At 57.9% G+C, this 15,978-nt stretch carries 14 protein-coding genes and 1 tRNA gene; 5 read left to right on the plus strand and 10 right to left on the minus strand.

Features of this window, described 5'->3' with window-relative positions; genetic code table 11:
- Positions 1-2: 2 nt before the first annotated feature.
- From ACEQFP_RS10390 to epmB, 3 genes are all read right to left on the minus strand, one after another.
- The gene (locus ACEQFP_RS10390) at positions 3-722 is read right to left on the minus strand and encodes a (Fe-S)-binding protein (protein WP_005296026.1); all 720 of its coding nucleotides are present in this window, start codon (positions 720-722) and stop codon (positions 3-5) included.
- A gap of 48 nt (positions 723-770) precedes the next feature.
- Entirely contained in the window at positions 771-2,324 is a 1,554-nt protein-coding gene (locus ACEQFP_RS10395; protein ID WP_047060560.1) for an L-lactate permease, read from the minus strand.
- A gap of 281 nt (positions 2,325-2,605) precedes the next feature.
- Positions 2,606-3,634 (minus strand): EF-P beta-lysylation protein EpmB, encoded by a 1,029-nt coding sequence (epmB, locus tag ACEQFP_RS10400; protein ID WP_370547014.1) that lies wholly within the window; start codon positions 3,632-3,634, stop codon positions 2,606-2,608.
- Between the two features lie 42 nt (positions 3,635-3,676).
- On the opposite strand from epmB, the gene efp reads away from it, so the two are divergent.
- The gene (efp, locus tag ACEQFP_RS10405) at positions 3,677-4,243 is read left to right on the plus strand and encodes an elongation factor P (protein ID WP_005281117.1); all 567 of its coding nucleotides are present in this window, start codon (positions 3,677-3,679) and stop codon (positions 4,241-4,243) included.
- 189 nt (positions 4,244-4,432) lie between these two features.
- The gene (sugE, locus tag ACEQFP_RS10410) at positions 4,433-4,750 is read left to right on the plus strand and encodes a quaternary ammonium compound efflux SMR transporter SugE (RefSeq protein WP_035599398.1); all 318 of its coding nucleotides are present in this window, start codon (positions 4,433-4,435) and stop codon (positions 4,748-4,750) included.
- A gap of 54 nt (positions 4,751-4,804) precedes the next feature.
- Here sugE and frdD read toward each other — a convergent pair whose 3' ends face one another.
- The 4 genes from frdD to frdA are packed head-to-tail and all read right to left on the minus strand — an operon-like array spanning position 4,805 to position 8,118.
- The gene (gene frdD / locus ACEQFP_RS10415; protein WP_005281123.1) at positions 4,805-5,161 is read right to left on the minus strand and encodes a fumarate reductase subunit FrdD; all 357 of its coding nucleotides are present in this window, start codon (positions 5,159-5,161) and stop codon (positions 4,805-4,807) included.
- 15 nt (positions 5,162-5,176) lie between these two features.
- Positions 5,177-5,575, minus strand: coding sequence for a fumarate reductase subunit FrdC (frdC, locus tag ACEQFP_RS10420; RefSeq protein ID WP_005296021.1), 399 nt, complete (start codon positions 5,573-5,575; stop codon positions 5,177-5,179).
- A gap of 16 nt (positions 5,576-5,591) precedes the next feature.
- The gene (locus ACEQFP_RS10425; protein WP_005281129.1) at positions 5,592-6,326 is read right to left on the minus strand and encodes a succinate dehydrogenase/fumarate reductase iron-sulfur subunit; all 735 of its coding nucleotides are present in this window, start codon (positions 6,324-6,326) and stop codon (positions 5,592-5,594) included.
- Positions 6,319-8,118: a fumarate reductase (quinol) flavoprotein subunit gene (frdA, locus tag ACEQFP_RS10430; protein ID WP_035607185.1), complete on the minus strand. Its 1,800-nt coding sequence runs from the start codon at positions 8,116-8,118 to the stop codon at positions 6,319-6,321. The genes ACEQFP_RS10425 and frdA overlap by 8 nt, the downstream gene beginning before the upstream one ends.
- A 421-nt stretch (positions 8,119-8,539) precedes the next feature.
- Between frdA and epmA the strand changes: the two genes are divergently transcribed.
- Positions 8,540-9,517: an elongation factor P--(R)-beta-lysine ligase gene (gene epmA, locus ACEQFP_RS10435; protein ID WP_370547013.1), complete on the plus strand. Its 978-nt coding sequence runs from the start codon at positions 8,540-8,542 to the stop codon at positions 9,515-9,517.
- 63 nt (positions 9,518-9,580) lie between these two features.
- Here epmA and mscM read toward each other — a convergent pair whose 3' ends face one another.
- The 3 genes from mscM to rsgA form a co-directional block, all read right to left on the minus strand.
- Complete coding sequence (gene mscM / locus ACEQFP_RS10440; RefSeq protein WP_370547566.1) at positions 9,581-12,898, minus strand: miniconductance mechanosensitive channel MscM; 3,318 nt, start codon at positions 12,896-12,898, stop codon at positions 9,581-9,583.
- A gap of 58 nt (positions 12,899-12,956) precedes the next feature.
- Entirely contained in the window at positions 12,957-13,850 is an 894-nt protein-coding gene (gene asd, locus ACEQFP_RS10445; RefSeq protein ID WP_047060555.1) for an archaetidylserine decarboxylase, read from the minus strand.
- Positions 13,851-13,988: 138 nt separating this feature from the next.
- Positions 13,989-15,032: a small ribosomal subunit biogenesis GTPase RsgA gene (rsgA, locus tag ACEQFP_RS10450; protein ID WP_370547012.1), complete on the minus strand. Its 1,044-nt coding sequence runs from the start codon at positions 15,030-15,032 to the stop codon at positions 13,989-13,991.
- A 151-nt stretch (positions 15,033-15,183) separates the two neighbouring features.
- Between rsgA and orn the strand changes: the two genes are divergently transcribed.
- Positions 15,184-15,729 (plus strand): oligoribonuclease, encoded by a 546-nt coding sequence (gene orn, locus ACEQFP_RS10455; protein WP_035599391.1) that lies wholly within the window; start codon positions 15,184-15,186, stop codon positions 15,727-15,729.
- 172 nt (positions 15,730-15,901) lie between these two features.
- Positions 15,902-15,977: transfer RNA gene (locus tag ACEQFP_RS10460), tRNA-Gly, on the plus strand.
- Position 15,978: the final 1 nt, after the last annotated feature.

Below are 15,978 nucleotides of genomic sequence, written 5' to 3' on the forward strand. Positions count from 1 at the left end.
CCTTAACGGCACATCAAGACTTCGGCGATATGCATCACTTTGACCGGTACCCCTTCACGCTGCATGCGGCCGCCAATATTGATCAGGCAACTGATGTCCGCGCCGATCAGGTAGTCCGGCTGGACCTCCATCATATGGCCGACCTTTTCCTTCACCATTTCGCCGGAGATTTCGGCCATCTTCACGGAGAAGGTGCCGCCAAAGCCACAGCAGGTCTCGGCATCGGCAAAGGGTTGTAGCTCCAATCCTTGTACATGATTGAGCAGGATCAGCGGCTCATCGCGAACCTTCATCTTGCGTAGCAGGCTACAGGAGGGGTGATAGACCGCCCGCCCAGGCAGGCGCGCGCCCACATCCTTAACGCCCAATGTATTGACGATAAAAGAGGTCAGATCCACCATCCGATTGGCGACCCGTTCGGCCCGCAGCGCCCAGTCGGGCTCGGCACTCAGGTAGGTAGGATAGCTCTTGACGGCATAGGTGCACGAACCCGCCGGCGAGATGATCGGATCGTCATTTTCCTCCAGCGCGCGGATCAGGTTTTTCATTCCGGGAATGGCGTCGGCGACATAACCGCCGTTGATGGCAGGTTGCCCACAACATCCCTGTTTTTCGGGGAAATGCACCGTACAACCCAGCTGCTCCAGCAGTAGTACCGAGTCGCGCGCCATGCGCGACTTGAGGACATCGCCTAGACAGGTGACAAAGAAGTTAACGTTCACGACGAAGGCTCTCCATTGTGTAATAGTAAAACATTTAAATTCAATCAATTAAGCCATGAAAAGGTAGTAAACCAGACCGACCTTCAACCCGAGGATCACGATATAGGCGCAGCAATATTTCAGGGTGCCAGACATGATGGCGCTGCCTTGCCCCTCCATTCGGGTGGCCGAGACGGCGATGGCGATGCTCTGCGGCGAGATCATCTTGCCGCCCGTTGCACCGGAGGTGTTGGCCGCCGCCAGCCATAACGGATCGACGTGTAGCCGCTCAGCCGCCATGGTTTGCAGTTTGCCGAACAGCACGTTGGAATTGGTGTCGCTACCGGTGACGAAGGTCCCCAGGGCACCGATGATCGGGGCGATGAACAGGTAGCCGCCGCCGGTGACGTCAACCAGGGTCTGCGCCAAGGTGGCGATCAGGCCGCTGACGTCCATGACGGTCGCCATGGCGACGATGGCGCAGATGGCGATGATCGAGTTCTTTAGTTGCCGTACGGTGGCGGCGAAGACACGGATCATCTGGCTGAAGGTCGCCCCTTGAATGAGGCCACCGATCAGGGTTGCGATAATGATCAGTACGCCAGGGGTCGCGATCCAGTCGATCTTCAGGCGCAATGCATGGCCATCGGCGAGCGGGAAGGTGATTACGCTAGCGACCTGGGCGACGGTTGCGCGCAGGGTTGGGAACAACGGCGAACAGAGCAGAATGAAGATAAAGATCAGGACATAGATGGCGCAGGCACGCAGTAGCTGTGCGGCGGAGTAACGGCGACTCCCTGACAGATGAGCGCCGTCGATGCGGTACTCGTCGGCAGTTGCCGTACGCCGGGCTTTCGCCATCAGGGTAACGACGATCAGGCTGACCAGGCTACCGGCGAAGGCGGGAAGTTCGGCGCCCAGTTTGATGGCCACCAGATACTGTGGGATCAAGGTCGCGATACCGCACATCAGCGTCAGGCCGACCATGCCACGCAGCGCTTTGACTCCACCGCCGATGATGGCGACGATGACGAAGGGCAGCAGGATATTAAATAACGCCAACTGGGCGATGATGGTACCGCTGAGGGCGGTGACGGGCAGATTGACTTGCTCGGCCAGGATCGACACGGGGATTCCGACGGCGCCGAAAGCGGTGGGAACAGTGTTGGCGACTAGGGAGGCGATGGCGGCCTTGAGTGGGTTAAAACCCAGAGCGATCAGGATACCGATAGGAATAGCGACGGCGGTGCCATAGCCCGCAGCAGCCTCGAGGAAACCGCCGAAGCACCACGCGATCAGTAACACTTGAATGCGTTTATCGTCGCTGACGGTGGCGAGTACATCGCGTAGGACATCCATACTGCCGGTCTTCAGCATCAGGTTATAGCTGTAGATGGCGCCGAGGATCACGATGATGATCGGCCACAATCCCTTTAATGCTCCATAGATCAATGCCGAGCCGAGCGTTTGTAATGGCGTATGCCAATACAGCCCGGTGACCGCTAGCGTCAGCGCCAAGGTGAGTAACACGGCGTAATGAATGGGGGTTTTGACTTTGAGGATCAGGATAATCATGACGACGAGCGGCAAGATCCCCAGTAGGAATGGTAGGTAAGCAGGCATAAATTTCCCTATCTAACTCAAGTTACTATTATTGGTATGATGATTTACTGCAATGTGGTTATAACGTAAATGACTGGTTAATGCACGTAGCTGGATCGCTTCAATTTAAATAGAAGTTAAAATTTATAGTGAGATTGGCAACTTAATGGATTGAGTTTAGTGTTTGTTGAGGTTTGGCGGATCAAGGCGAGAAGAGGCGGACGAGTAGCCCGCACAGGGTGGGGCGGGCTACATCATAGAGTAACGCGTTGGTGCGTTATGCTGGAGGCGATAACGAAGCGTTAGCGTTGACGCAGGTGCAGATCAAGTTGGGTTTTGCTCGGTTCACCGCCGATCTCACGCGTCAGGCGTGGAACTAGATAGCCAGATACCCGGGCCAAGAGTCCATGCATCAGAACACGTGCTTCGTCGTCCGGCACCATAAAGTGGGCTCCGCCCTGAACTCTATCCAGTACGTGCAGGTAGTAGGGGAGAATACCGGCGTCGAACAGCGCATTGCTCAGCGCGGCCAGGGTATCGGCATTATCATTGACACCACGCAACAGCACGCTCTGATTCAACAAGGTCACCCCGGCCTGTTTTAGCCGTTGCATGGCGGCGCTGAGCGCCTCATCGATCTCATTAGCGTGATTGATGTGGGTGACCAGTAGCATCTGCAGACGGGACTCGGCCATACGTTGGCATAGTGTCTCGGTGATACGCGCCGGGATCACCACCGGTAGGCGACTATGGATGCGTAGGCGCTTAAGGTGTGGTAACGACTCCAGTTGGCTGAATAGCCAGTCGAGCTCGTGATCCTTCGCCATCAGTGGGTCACCGCCGGAAAAGATGATCTCATCTAACTCTGGGTGTTCGCGGAGGTACTCGAGCGCACGCTGCCAGTTGGCGCGGGTCCCCTGATTCTCTTGGTAGGGGAAGTGGCGGCGGAAGCAGTAGCGACAGTTGACGGCGCAGCCCCCCTTGACCAGCAACAGCGCGCGGTTCTGGTATTTATGCAGCAGGCCGGGTACTACGCTATGCTGCTCTTCTAGGGGATCGGTGGAGAAGCCGGGCGTTTCGATAAACTCGGCGGCATCACTCATCACCTGGCGCAATAGGGGGTCTTGGGGATCGCCGGGGCGCATCCGACGAATGAAGGCACGTGGTACCCGCAAAGGAAACAGGCGGCGTGCCTCACAGCCCGCACGCCATTCGGGATGGTCGGCGAGGCTCAGTTGAGCCAGTAAGTCGGCGGGGTCGGTGACAACGTCGGCAAGTTGTTGCAGCCAATCTTCTCTCGGCTGCCCTTTTTGGGTTACAATATGTGCCATTTTTTTGGCTAAGCTACCAAGTAAATTATTCAGAGGGCCTTTATGGCAACGTATTCTAGCAACGATTTCCGCTCCGGTCTTAAAATCATGATGGATGGCGAACCTTACGCCGTCGAATCTAGTGAGTTCGTCAAACCGGGTAAGGGCCAGGCCTTTGCACGCGTTAAGCTGCGCCGTCTGCTGACTGGCAAGCTGATTGAGAAGACCTTCAAGTCCACCGATAGCGCCGAAGGCGCTGACGTGATGGATGTGAACCTGACTTACCTGTACAACGACGGTGAGTTCTGGCACTTCATGAACAACGATACCTTCGAACAGCTGGCTGCTGACGCCAAAGCCGTTGGCGACAATGCCAAGTGGTTGCTGGATCAGGCTGAGTGCGTAGTGACCCTGTGGAACGGCCAGCCGATCGCCGTTACTCCGCCGAACTTCGTTGAACTGGAGATCGTGGATACCGATCCGGGCCTGAAGGGTGATACCGCCGGTACTGGCGGTAAGCCGGCCACCCTGACCACTGGCGCAGTAGTGAAGGTGCCGTTGTTCGTTCAGATCGGTGAAGTGATCAAGGTTGACACCCGCTCCGGCGAATACGTCTCCCGCGTGAAGTAAGTCATCGTCACGATAAAAACCGCGCTAAGCGCGGTTTTTTTTCGCTGGTCACCTGCTGGTGCTTGGTTTTATCTTGTGCGCGAGGTAGGGTGACAAGGCTCGCGGGGCCGCTACGGCTCCTCCTGTCACGGGACGTCCCGTGCAGGCCATTCCTCTCAGGGACGCCCCTGTCACGCGTTGGACCCTATCATGTCGTGGATTGTGTTGTTGATCGCAGGCCTCTTAGAGGTCGTCTGGGCTATCAGCCTGAAGTCTTCCCATGGATTTACCCGTCTGTGGCCCAGCCTCATTACTTTGGTGGCGATGGTAGCCAGCGTATTGCTATTGGCACATGCGATGAAAACCTTACCCGCCGGTACCGCCTATGCAGTCTGGACCGGCATCGGCGCCGTTGGCGCGGCGATAATGGGCATCATCCTACTGGGTGAGCCGGCCAGCCTGTTGCGTCTGTTGAGCTTGGCCCTGATCGTCGCGGGTATCGTGGGCCTGAAGCTGAGTAGCCTCTGATCGCAAGCCATAAAAAAAGCCTCCCGTAGGAGGCTTTTACTGTGCGAGGGCGGATTACAGGGTAAAGATCCCGATCAGCGCCACAACGCTCAGAATCGCGGCCAAGCCATAGAATACCCAGCTACCGGCCGGGACGTGGATCTTCAGGTCATGCATCATATGATGCAGACGGTGCAGACCACACCACAGCGGCAGGATGATCATCAGCAGCCAGAAGATGCGGCCGATGATGCTCTGGCTGAAGCTCAGTGCGCGTTCGAAGGTCAGCGCATCCGGGAACATGCCCAGCGGCAACAGGATACCGACGATCAGGATCACGGCCGGGGCAAAGATGGCTCCCCACATGCCGCCAGCGCCAAACAGGCCCCAGAAAACCGGCTCGTCAGAACGTTTGTACACTTTATTGTTCATCTGCTTTCTCCTCGGTTACAGCAGGGCCAGGCCCAGAACCACCACGGTTGCGACGATGGTGACAGCCCACAGCGCCTTAATGATCGGTGCCGGACCCATCTTCTCATCGTTGACCACGATGTTGGCCGCTTTCGGCGCCAGCTCAAACCAGGTCTTGGTATGCAGCACGGCCAGCAGCAGGGAGATGATATTCAGGACCAGTACCAGCGGGTTTTGCAGGAAAGCGACAAAGCTTTCCCAGCCAGCGGCCCCGTCTTTCAGCGAGAAGACGCCATAGATCAGCACGATGCTGAACCAGACGTTCTCCAACGCTGAACTCTCGCGCAGCATGTAGAACTTATAGAAACCTAGCTTTTGCCACCAGTTAGATGACATACCCCGCACATAGGGTTTGCGTTTGGTTGAAGTCGTCATTGCAATCGAGTCTCCCTTATTGCGGTTTCAGCATTGCGATCATGAAGTCTTTGGCACTTTCTACCTTGCCCTGCTGGATAGCCGCAGCCGGATCCACGTGTTTCGGGCAAACTTCTGAGCAATAACCGACGAAGGTACAGCTCCAAACACCGTTTTGGGTGTTCAGCACCGGCATACGCTCTTTCTTACCGTGGTCACGGTTGTCCAGGTTGTAGCGGTGAGCCAGGGTGATCGCGGCCGGACCGATGAACTCCGGGTTCAGGCCGAACTGCGGGCAGGCGGCATAGCACAGACCACAGTTGATGCAGCCGGAGAACTGATGGTATTTCTCCATCTCTGCCGGTGTCTGCTTGTTAGTCCCTTCTTCCGGTTTACGATCGTTACCGATGACATACGGCTTGATCGCTTCCAGGCTCTCGATAAAGTGGGTCATATCGACCACCAGATCGCGCTCGACCGGGAAGTTGGCCAACGCTTCGATGCGCATCCCGTTCGGGTAGTCGCGCAGGAAGGTCTTACAGGCCAACTTCGGCACGTTATCGACCATCATCCCGCAGGAGCCGCAGATAGCCATACGGCAGGACCAACGGAAGGAGAGGTCCGGCGCCAGATTGTCCTTCACATACAGCAGGGCATCCAGCAGGGAAGTGGTTTCGTCATACGGTACGTCATAGGTCGCGAAATGCGGCTCAGCATCCTGTTCCGGATTGTAGCGCATGACTTCCATTTTCAGGTTTTTCATCTCAGCCATTCGCTTTTTCCTCTTTCTTCTGCGCTTCCTGAGCTTCTGCGGCGGCACCGTATACACGTTGGGCCGGCGGCAGTTTGGTGATCTTCACATCGCTGTATTCAATGCGCGGCGCGCCACTTTCGTTGAAGTAGGTCAGCGTGTGTTTCAGGAAGTTCACATCATCACGTGCGGTACAGCCTTCATCCAGACGCTGATGGGCACCACGGGATTCGCGACGGTTGATGGCGGAGTGAGCCATACACTCGGCGACGTTCAAACCATGCTCCAGCTCAATGGCATACAGCAGTTCGGTGTTGAATACGCTGGAGGTATCGGTGATCTTGACGCGTTTGAAGCGTTCTTTCAGCTCGGCCAGCTTATCGACCGTCTTCTGCATCAGGTCGGTGGTACGGTAGATACCGCAACCCTCTTCCATTGAGACACCCATCTCATCACGCAGGGTCGCCCAGTTTTCGTTACCTTCCTGGTTAACCAGCGCCTTGAGGTTGCCCTCGATGTCTTTCACCTGTGCATCCAGTGCAGCGCCGTTGGCCGGAGTGGCCTGGAGTGCGTGCTGCATGGCGCTTTCACCGGCGACACGGCCGAAGACGACCAGTTCAGCCAGGGAGTTAGAGCCGAGACGGTTAGCCCCGTGCAGACCGACAGAGGAGCATTCGCCGACGGCGAACAGGCCCTTGATGCGGGTCTCACAGTGCTGATCGGTTTCGATACCACCCATGGTGTAGTGTGCGGTCGGGCGTACCGGGATCGGTTCGTTGACCGGATCGACGCCGACGTAGGCCTTGGCCAGTTCACAGATGAACGGCAGACGCTCGTGCAGCTTTTTGGCGCCGAGGTGACGCAGGTCGAGGTACACCACATCGCCACGCGGGGTAGAGATGGTGCGGCCTGCACGCCATTCGTGCCAGAAGGCTTGAGAAACTTTGTCGCGCGGACCCAGTTCCATGTATTTGTTCTTCGGCTCGCCCAGCGGCGTTTCCGGCCCGAGACCGTAGTCCTGCAGGTAACGGTAGCCGTCTTTGTTCACCAAGATACCGCCTTCACCGCGGCAGCCTTCAGTCATCAGGATACCTGAGCCCGGTAGGCCGGTCGGGTGATACTGCACGAATTCCATATCACGCAACGGAACACCGTGCTTGAATGCCATCCCCATCCCGTCGCCGGTCACGATACCGCCGTTGGTGTTGTAACGGTAGACGCGTCCAGCACCGCCGGTGGCGAGAACGACCGCATTGGCGCGGATCTGCACCATGGTGCCTTCCATCATGTTGATGGCGACGAGGCCGCGAGCTTGCCCTTCATCTACCAGGATATCCAGCACGAAGTGCTCGTCGAAACGCTGGATCTGCGGGTATTTCAGTGAGGTTTGGAACAGCGTGTGCAGCATGTGGAAGCCGGTCTTATCCGCGGCAAACCAGGTGCGCTCGATCTTCATCCCGCCGAAACGACGGACGTTGACCGAACCGTCAGGCTTACGGCTCCACGGGCAGCCCCACAGTTCCAACTGGGTCATTTCACGCGGGCAGTTATGCACGAAGTGGTCGACGACATCCTGCTCACACAACCAGTCACCACCGGCAACGGTGTCATGGAAGTGGAAATCGAAAGAGTCATGAGCCTGAGTGACGGCCGCGGAACCGCCTTCCGCCGCCACAGTATGGCTGCGCATCGGGTAGACTTTTGAGATTAAGGCAATCTTCAGTTGAGGGTTGGCCTCGGCGGCGGCAATCGCTGCTCGTAAGCCAGCACCCCCAGCCCCGACGATGGCAAGGTCTGCGTTAAAGGTTTGCACTGCATTCCTCCGGGTGTTCAATGGTAAAGTAACATTTAAAAACAAAGAACCATTCCAGACTGCATATTAAAGAAAGGTAGCACATGGGTGGTCGCCGTCTTTAATGAAGCATGGGAATGGTTGTGTTTTTTAAGTTCGAATTCGAAAATTATACCCATATTGAAGTAGTGGAAAATTGATGTGGTTGGGTGTTTTATCCTTTTTAAGGCGGGAAAAAATAGCAAAACGTGATCTTAATAATGTTTCTGTCGTTATATTCTATTTTTAATATGTTTTATTTGCTTTTTAAGCCAATGTATATAGTTCGCTCAATAATCTATTAGTCACCTAGGCATCGGCGGCGCCCTCCCGCTACGAGCGCTGTCATCTATGACGAGAAGCGAGTAGACTGCCCATCCTGTTTTATTTCGGAGTTATCATCATGAGCGATACGGCAAGCTGGCAACCCAGTGCACCTGTGGCCAATTTGTTGAAACGCGCCAGTATCATGGCTACCATCCGGCGCTTTTTCGCGGATCGCGGCGTATTGGAGGTCGACACCCCGTCGATGAGTCAGGCCACGATCACGGATGTTCACTTGGTTCCCTTCCAGACCCACTTTGTCGGTCCCGGCGTGGCGCAGGGAATGACGCTGTATCTGATGACCAGCCCGGAATACCATATGAAGCGCCTGCTGGCTGCCGGTAGTGGGCCGATTTATCAGTTGTGCCGTAGCTTCCGCAACGAAGAGTCTGGTCGTTATCATAACCCGGAATTTACCATGTTAGAGTGGTATCGCCCGCACTATGATATGTATCGCCTGATGAATGAGGTCGATGACTTATTGCAACAGGTACTGGAGTGCGAGAGCGCCGAGACGCTCTCCTATCAACAGGCCTTTATTCGCCATCTGGATGTCGACCCGCTTTCGGCGGATAAAACGCAGTTACGCGAAGCGGCGGCCAAATTAGATTTAAGCAATGTCGCCGATAAAGAAGAGGATCGCGACACGCTGTTGCAGCTGCTGTTCGCCTTCGGCGTCGAGCCGCATATTGGTAAAGAGCGTCCGGCATTCGTTTATCACTTTCCGGCCAGTCAGGCCTCCTTGGCGCAGATCAGTACCGAAGATCATCGGGTCGCGGAGCGTTTCGAGGTTTACTACCGTGGTGTGGAGTTGGCTAACGGCTTCCACGAATTGACCGATGCCGACGAGCAACGTCTGCGTTTCGAGCAGGACAATCGCAAGCGCGCCGCGTTGGGCTTGCCGCAACAGCCGCTCGATGAACATCTGCTGGCGGCGTTGGCCCATGGCATGCCGGATAGCTCCGGGGTGGCGTTGGGGGTGGATCGTCTGATCATGCTGGCACTATCGGCCGAGCGTCTCAGCGAGGTGATCGCATTCTCTGTCGATCGCGCCTGAATCCTCGATACGTTTAACGTAAGCTCCCACAACCCGCGCCGAGGCGCGGGTTTTTTATTGCCGCTATAAACCGCCGCTGTTGAAGGCGCGTGATGAGGCGCTACGCGCCGGGCGCAGCGAGTCGCGTCCGATCTGGATCGGTGGGAAGGGCAGTACCAGTTGGTGTTGGCGGTAGGCGGCCAGGATCAGCTGATGCAACTCATGGCGCAGCGGCATGCGGTGCGCCATCTCCGAGGCATAGATGCGCAACTCGAATATCTGTACCCCTTGCTGAATGTCGACCAGATAGGCCTCCGGCGGAGGAGTATCGAGTACCAACGAGCACTGCCCGGCGGCCTGGAGCAGTAACTCTGTCACCTGCTGGCTGTTGGCGCTGGCCTCGGCCGGCACCGTCAACACCACGCGAGTGATGGGATCGCTGAGTGACCAGTTGATGAACTGCTCCATGATGAAGGCCTTATTGGGTACGATGATCTCCTTGCGATCCCAGTCGGAGATGGTGGTGGCCCGGGTGTTGATCCGAGTGATGGTGCCCGTCAGATCGCGGATGGTGACCGTATCGCCGATGCGGATCGGCTTTTCGAACAGGATGATCAGGCCAGAGATAAAGTTGCCGAAGATCTCTCCGAGACCAAAGCCCAGACCGACGGTCAGCGCGGCCACCAGCCACTGTAGCTTCGACCATTCGATACCCAGCAGCGAGAAGCCGATCAGCCCACCGACGATCATCAGCAGGTACTTGGTAATGGTGGTGATGGCGTAGCCGGTACCCGGGGTGAGATCCAGATGTTGCAGGAGTCCCAACTCCAGCAACGCGGGTAGGTTTTTCACCAGTTGGATGGTCACCAGGATCACCAGGATGGCGATCAATACGGCCCCCAGGGTGATCGGCTGCAGCGTTTCGCCGCCGACACCGTTGGCGGTCACATCCCACAGGCGGATATTCTCCAGGAAGGCGAAGGCAGAGTGTAACTCTGACCAGAGCCAGATCAGCGAGATCAGCGCGACCAGCGTCAGGATTGAACGCACCAGACGCAGCGATTGATCGCTGATGGCATCCAGATCCACCATGCTCTCTTCTGCCTCCTGGCTACCTTCAATCGCGGCGGGATGCAGGCCATCCTCCTCGTGACGACTCCGTTTCTCGAGCCGTTCGGCGCGCCGCTGCTTGGCGCGATCGAATGCGATGCGCCGGCGTTGGATTAACATCCAGCGCCGGATCACCGAGTAGATCATCAATAAACCGAACCAGATGGCGACGGAGGTCTCTAGGCGTGCCAGCAATACTTGGGCGGTGCCGAGGTAACCGAGCAGAGCGGCGAAGATCGCCGCCAGCGGCGCGCAGAGTAAGCCCCCCCATAGCAGGTAGTTCAGCAGATTCTCCCCCGAGTCGGCGCGGTTGAGGTAGAGCGGGATCCCGGCGCGATACAGGCTTGAGGTCAGCAGCAGTAGGGCGATACACAGCATGATAAAGCAGGCGCGTCCCAGGGTGGCGCTGAAGCTATGGTCAGCCAGATTGTTAAAGGTGACTACGGCCATCAGCAGCGGCACGATGATCCAGATAGACATGCGATAGTAGCGCATCGCCCGCCGTACCTGGCGCTCTCCCCAGCCGAAATGGACGATAAACAGGCCGTCGGGGCGGGAGAAGGCGGCGCTAATCATGAAGGCCCACAACACCGGTAGCGCGGCGCTGACGCCATCGCCGATGGCGACAGCCACCGGATAGGGCCAGGCATTACGTAGTCCATAGCCGAGTGCGGCCCACAGTATTGGCAGTGGCAGCGCCACCAAGATCGACCATAACAGGGTGCGTAGGGTCAGTGAGATATGATCCTGATTGACCTTGCCGACGCGCCCGGCGGCGCGGGCCATGAAGGCGCGGTAGTGACGGCGTGAGTAGATGCTGAAGCCCACCAGGAGTAGGGCGCCGCATAGTGGGAGTAGCGTGCTACGGTCGCTGACCATCATCAGCGCCGCCTGGCTGAGCTGCGCCAGGGTATCCAGCGATAGCAGACGATCCAGATCGCGTAGGGTGGTGAGCAGGTAGCCGAAGCCAACCGGATCGATGTCCGCCGCCCAGAAGAGGTAGCGATGGGTGGCTTCGCGTACCGCCGTCAGGGCATCGATCAACTGAGTATTGGCGACCTTGAGCTTGGTCAGCTCCAGGATCTGACTATCGCAGCCCGACAGCAGGGAATTCAGCAACTCACGCTGCATGGTGAGCTGCGGTGTCAGCAGGCGTTGTTGGGCGGTGCTGAGCGGCTCACCGTCGTTCTGCCGATACTGATCGGCCGGCGTCAGGTCGGCCAGTTGGCTCTCGTAGTGCAGGCGCTGTACGCGGAGGCGAGCCATATCGCTGTCGAGTTGCTGCGGTTTGGGCATCTCCGGCAGGCGTGCCAGGCGGTCGCGTAGCGTCTCACCGAGCGCCGGGGAGACGCTTAGCCATTGCGCCTGCTCGCGCAGGGTGTTTAGCGCCTGGCGCACCTGCTGGGTCTGCCCGGCGATGACGCGTTGGCGGGTGGCGATCTCATCCAGATGTTGTGCCTGTTGATTGAGATCGCGCGACAGGGTCTGGTTTTGCGTCAGCAGCATGATGATGGATTGCGGCAGGTTATCGCTCTGCTCCACCAGGCGTCGTGTCCGTTCCAACGCCTCTTCCGCCTCGCGTTGGCGTTGGCTGTTCAGGCTGTTGCGTAGCCCCTGTAGCTGCAGGTCGAGGCGCTCATGGCGTCTGCTCAACACCTCACTCTGTAAGCGTACTAACTCTTGCCGGTTGCTGGCCGACAATTGTTCCAGCTCCAGCTCATCGACCTGCGCCTTACGCGCGGCCACCTCGGCCTGGAGCTGGGCGGATTGCGCCTGAGAGAGGGCCGTTTCAGTGACGGTAAGTTCCTGTAGGCGGCGCTCGGCCTCGCTGAGTGCCTTGCGCGCCGAGGCTTGGCGCTGTACTACCTGCCCTAGGGAATCGCTGATGTCGCGTGCGCGATCTTGCTCCTGTTGCAGTTGGCGCGCCACCTCCAGCAGTTGACTGCTGATTTGCAGGATCTGCTGCTCCGCCTCGTCGGCAGGGGGCTGGATCGTGGGCGGCGGACTGCTTTCATCGCTCAACTGTTGGCGTAGCTCGCGGGTAAGGCGCGGGAAGTCGCTGATGGTCTTGCGGTACTGTTGACTACGTTGTTTGGCGGCCTTCGCCTCGTCGATCCAACTCAGCGCACTCTGTAGCGCCTCGACGGTCTCGGTTTGGGCGGGAGCGTTTTTGGCGGCCTCGGCCTGTTTCAGATCGAGGGTGAGTTGGCGTTCGTTGAGCGTAGCCTGAGCGAGTGTCGGCAGGCAGAATGCCAGCAGCCCGGTCAGGAGGAGACGGTGGATCAGGCGCATGGTCGACCCTCGCGATGGCATGACGAGCGGCGCGGCGTTTAACGCCGCGCCGAGATGGTTACTCTGTGGCGGGCTGTGCGGCGTGAGTCGCCGTGGGCACATGGCCCAGCTCGCGTCCCATCCGGGTGATGCTCCCTGCACTCAGGGCAGCGTCGAACTGGATACGCCCGGCGGCAAACAGGTTGATCACGGTGGAACCGAGTTTGAAGCGGCCCATCTCTTGCCCTTTCTTCAACGTGATGACACCGTCACCCTCGCTCGGGTAGGTCCAGCGACGGATGATGCCGGCCCGCTCCGGGTTGACGCAGCCGCTCCAGACGGTTTCGATGCTACCGACGATGGTGGCACCGACCAGGATCTGGGCGAGGGGACCGACAGCGGTATCGAAGATACAGATCAGGCGCTCGTTACGGGCAAACAGATTGGCGACGTTGGCGGCGGTCAGTGGATTCACCGAGAACAGATCGCCGGGTACATAGATCATCTCCCGTAGACGGCCATCACAGGGCATATGCACCCGATGATAGTCGCGCGGTGAGAGATAGGTGGTGACGAACTGGCCACCGGTAAACTCCTGTGCCAGTTGGTACTGGCCCGCCAAGAGCGCTTCGAGGGTATAATCGTGCCCCTTGGCTTGCAGCAGACGACCCGCCTCGATCGGCCCTAACTGGCTGATGGCGCCATCGGCGGGAAGCACCACGCCATCGTCGAACTCGGCAATTGGCCGCACGCCGTCGCGTAGCGGGCGAACGAAGAAGTCGTTGAAGGTCTTATAGTGCGCGGGATCGGGGTAAAGCGCCTCCTGCATATTGATGCCGTAGTAACGGGCAAAGCCCTTGATGACGCTCTGCGTCAGCCAGCCGCCCTGTTTGTCGGCGGCCCAACCCGCCAAGCGGGTCAGCGCCTGTTTCGGCAGTAAATATTGCAGTTTGATTTTAATGCTATCGAGCACGTTAGCCTCTTTGTCCAACAAGATAGTCTACCGGCGGCCTGGTGTGCCGCCGGGTCGTACAGGGAGTCATAGCGCTTCGCGCAGCGCCGTGTTATGCCCCGCGTCCCTGATTAGGACGCTGGGGGAACGCCGACAGCGTTAATGGCCGCCGCCGGTAAAGTTCTTGCGCAGTTTAACCTGCGTCATGCTATCCAGAATACGATGATAGTTATCAAAACGCGTTTCGGCGATCTCGCCGCGCTCGACGGCCTCGCGCAACGCACAACCCGGATCGTTGTCGTGTTTGCAGTCGCGGAACTTACAGCTACCCAGGTAGTCGCGGAACTCAATGAATCCTTGAGTGATCTGCTCGGCATCCAGATGCCATAGGCCGAACTCACGGACCCCCGGCGAGTCGATCACGTCACCCCCATGGGGGAAGTGATAGAGCCGGGCTGCGGTGGTGGTGTGCTGGCCTAATCCCGAATTGTCGGAGACCGCGCCGACCTCGATCTGGCTCTCCAAGGCTGGCAACAGCGCGTTGAGCAGACTGGATTTCCCCACCCCGGACTGGCCGGCGAAGATGCTGATGCGCTGGGTGAGCAGATCTTGTAACTGTGCCATCCCCTCTCCGCTGTGGCTGGAGACCAGCACCACGCGGTAACCGATGTTGTGGTAGATGGCCATGGCCTCGTCGACGAACTCGCGCCCTTCGGCATCCAACAGATCGACTTTATTCAGTACGATCAGCGGTTCGACGGATAATGTTTCGCAGGCGACCAGGTAACGATCGATGATATTCAGCGAGAGTTCCGGCAGGATTGCCGAAACAATAACGATCTGATCGATATTGGCGGCGATCGGCTTCACGCCATCGTAGTAGTCTGGCCGGGTCAGTACCGAGCTACGCGGATGCACCGCCTCGACGATGCCCTTGCTACCCGCCTGCGTGGCAGGACGCCAGACCACCCGATCGCCGGTGACCAGCGACGGTAGGGTACGGCGGATGTTACAGCGCTGCTGAGTGCCATCTGCGGCCTCAACGTCGGCATGTTTGCCGAAACGGCTGACGACTACCCCCTCCTGGGTGTCACCGAACAGGGTATCGTCCAGCTCCACGCTAGGCTCCGTCTGTTGTAGACGACGCTGGTGGTTGGCGTGCATCCGCCGTTGCTGGCCGTGCGATAGTCTTTTTTTACTCAACTGCGCCTCACTCTCTTGGCTGCGGCACTGTGGCGATCGCCCACAGCGCGGAAAGTGTCTATGATACACGCTGGGCTGTGTCTCGCAATTGAGCATCATAACGATCGTCGTAGACACGCCGCACTAATTCATACTATTTGCCGGGGGAACTATGAGTGCAAGCGAAACACGTCTGATTTGGATCGATCTGGAGATGACCGGATTGGATCCCGAGCGCGACCGGATCATCGAGATCGCCACACTGGTGACCGATGCCGAATTAAACGTGTTAGCCGAGGGGCCGGTGATCGCGGTGCATCAAGACGACGCCCAGCTAGCACTGATGGATGAGTGGAACGTACGCACCCATACCGCTAGCGGCTTGGTGCAGCGGGTGAAGGAGAGCCGCTACGATGCGGCCGCCGCCGAGCAAGCGACGCTGGAATTCCTGCGCCAATGGGTGCCGGCGGGTGTTTCACCGATCTGTGGCAACAGTGTCGGCCAGGATCGCCGCTTCCTGTTCCGCTATATGCCCGAACTGGAACGCTACTTCCATTACCGTTATCTGGATGTCAGTACCCTGAAAGAGCTGGCGCGGCGTTGGAAGCCGGAGATTCTGGCGGGTTTCCACAAACAGAATACCCACCAGGCATTGGATGATATCCGCGAGTCGGTAGCCGAGTTGGCCTATTACCGTAGTAATTTTATTCGCCTGTAAGCCTATTTGCCGATAATGTGTACGCTGCGGCGCTTTTATCGGCAGTCAGTCAATTTATCTGACTTTTTCGTCTTGGGGGGCTTGCGGGAGATAAAAATCTCCGTATAATGCGCTCCCCGTACCGAGACGGAATTGTGAAGTTTTTCAGATGCAGGCCGTTCGGTTACGCGACGCGGGAATAGCTCAGTTGGTAGAGCACAACCTTGCCAAGGTTGGGGTCGCGAGTTCGAGTCTCGTTTCCCGCTCCAA

It is taken from the genome of Edwardsiella sp. A.80236 (genome assembly GCF_044540725.1).
GTDB classification, from domain to species: Bacteria; Pseudomonadota; Gammaproteobacteria; order Enterobacterales; family Enterobacteriaceae; genus Edwardsiella; species Edwardsiella tarda.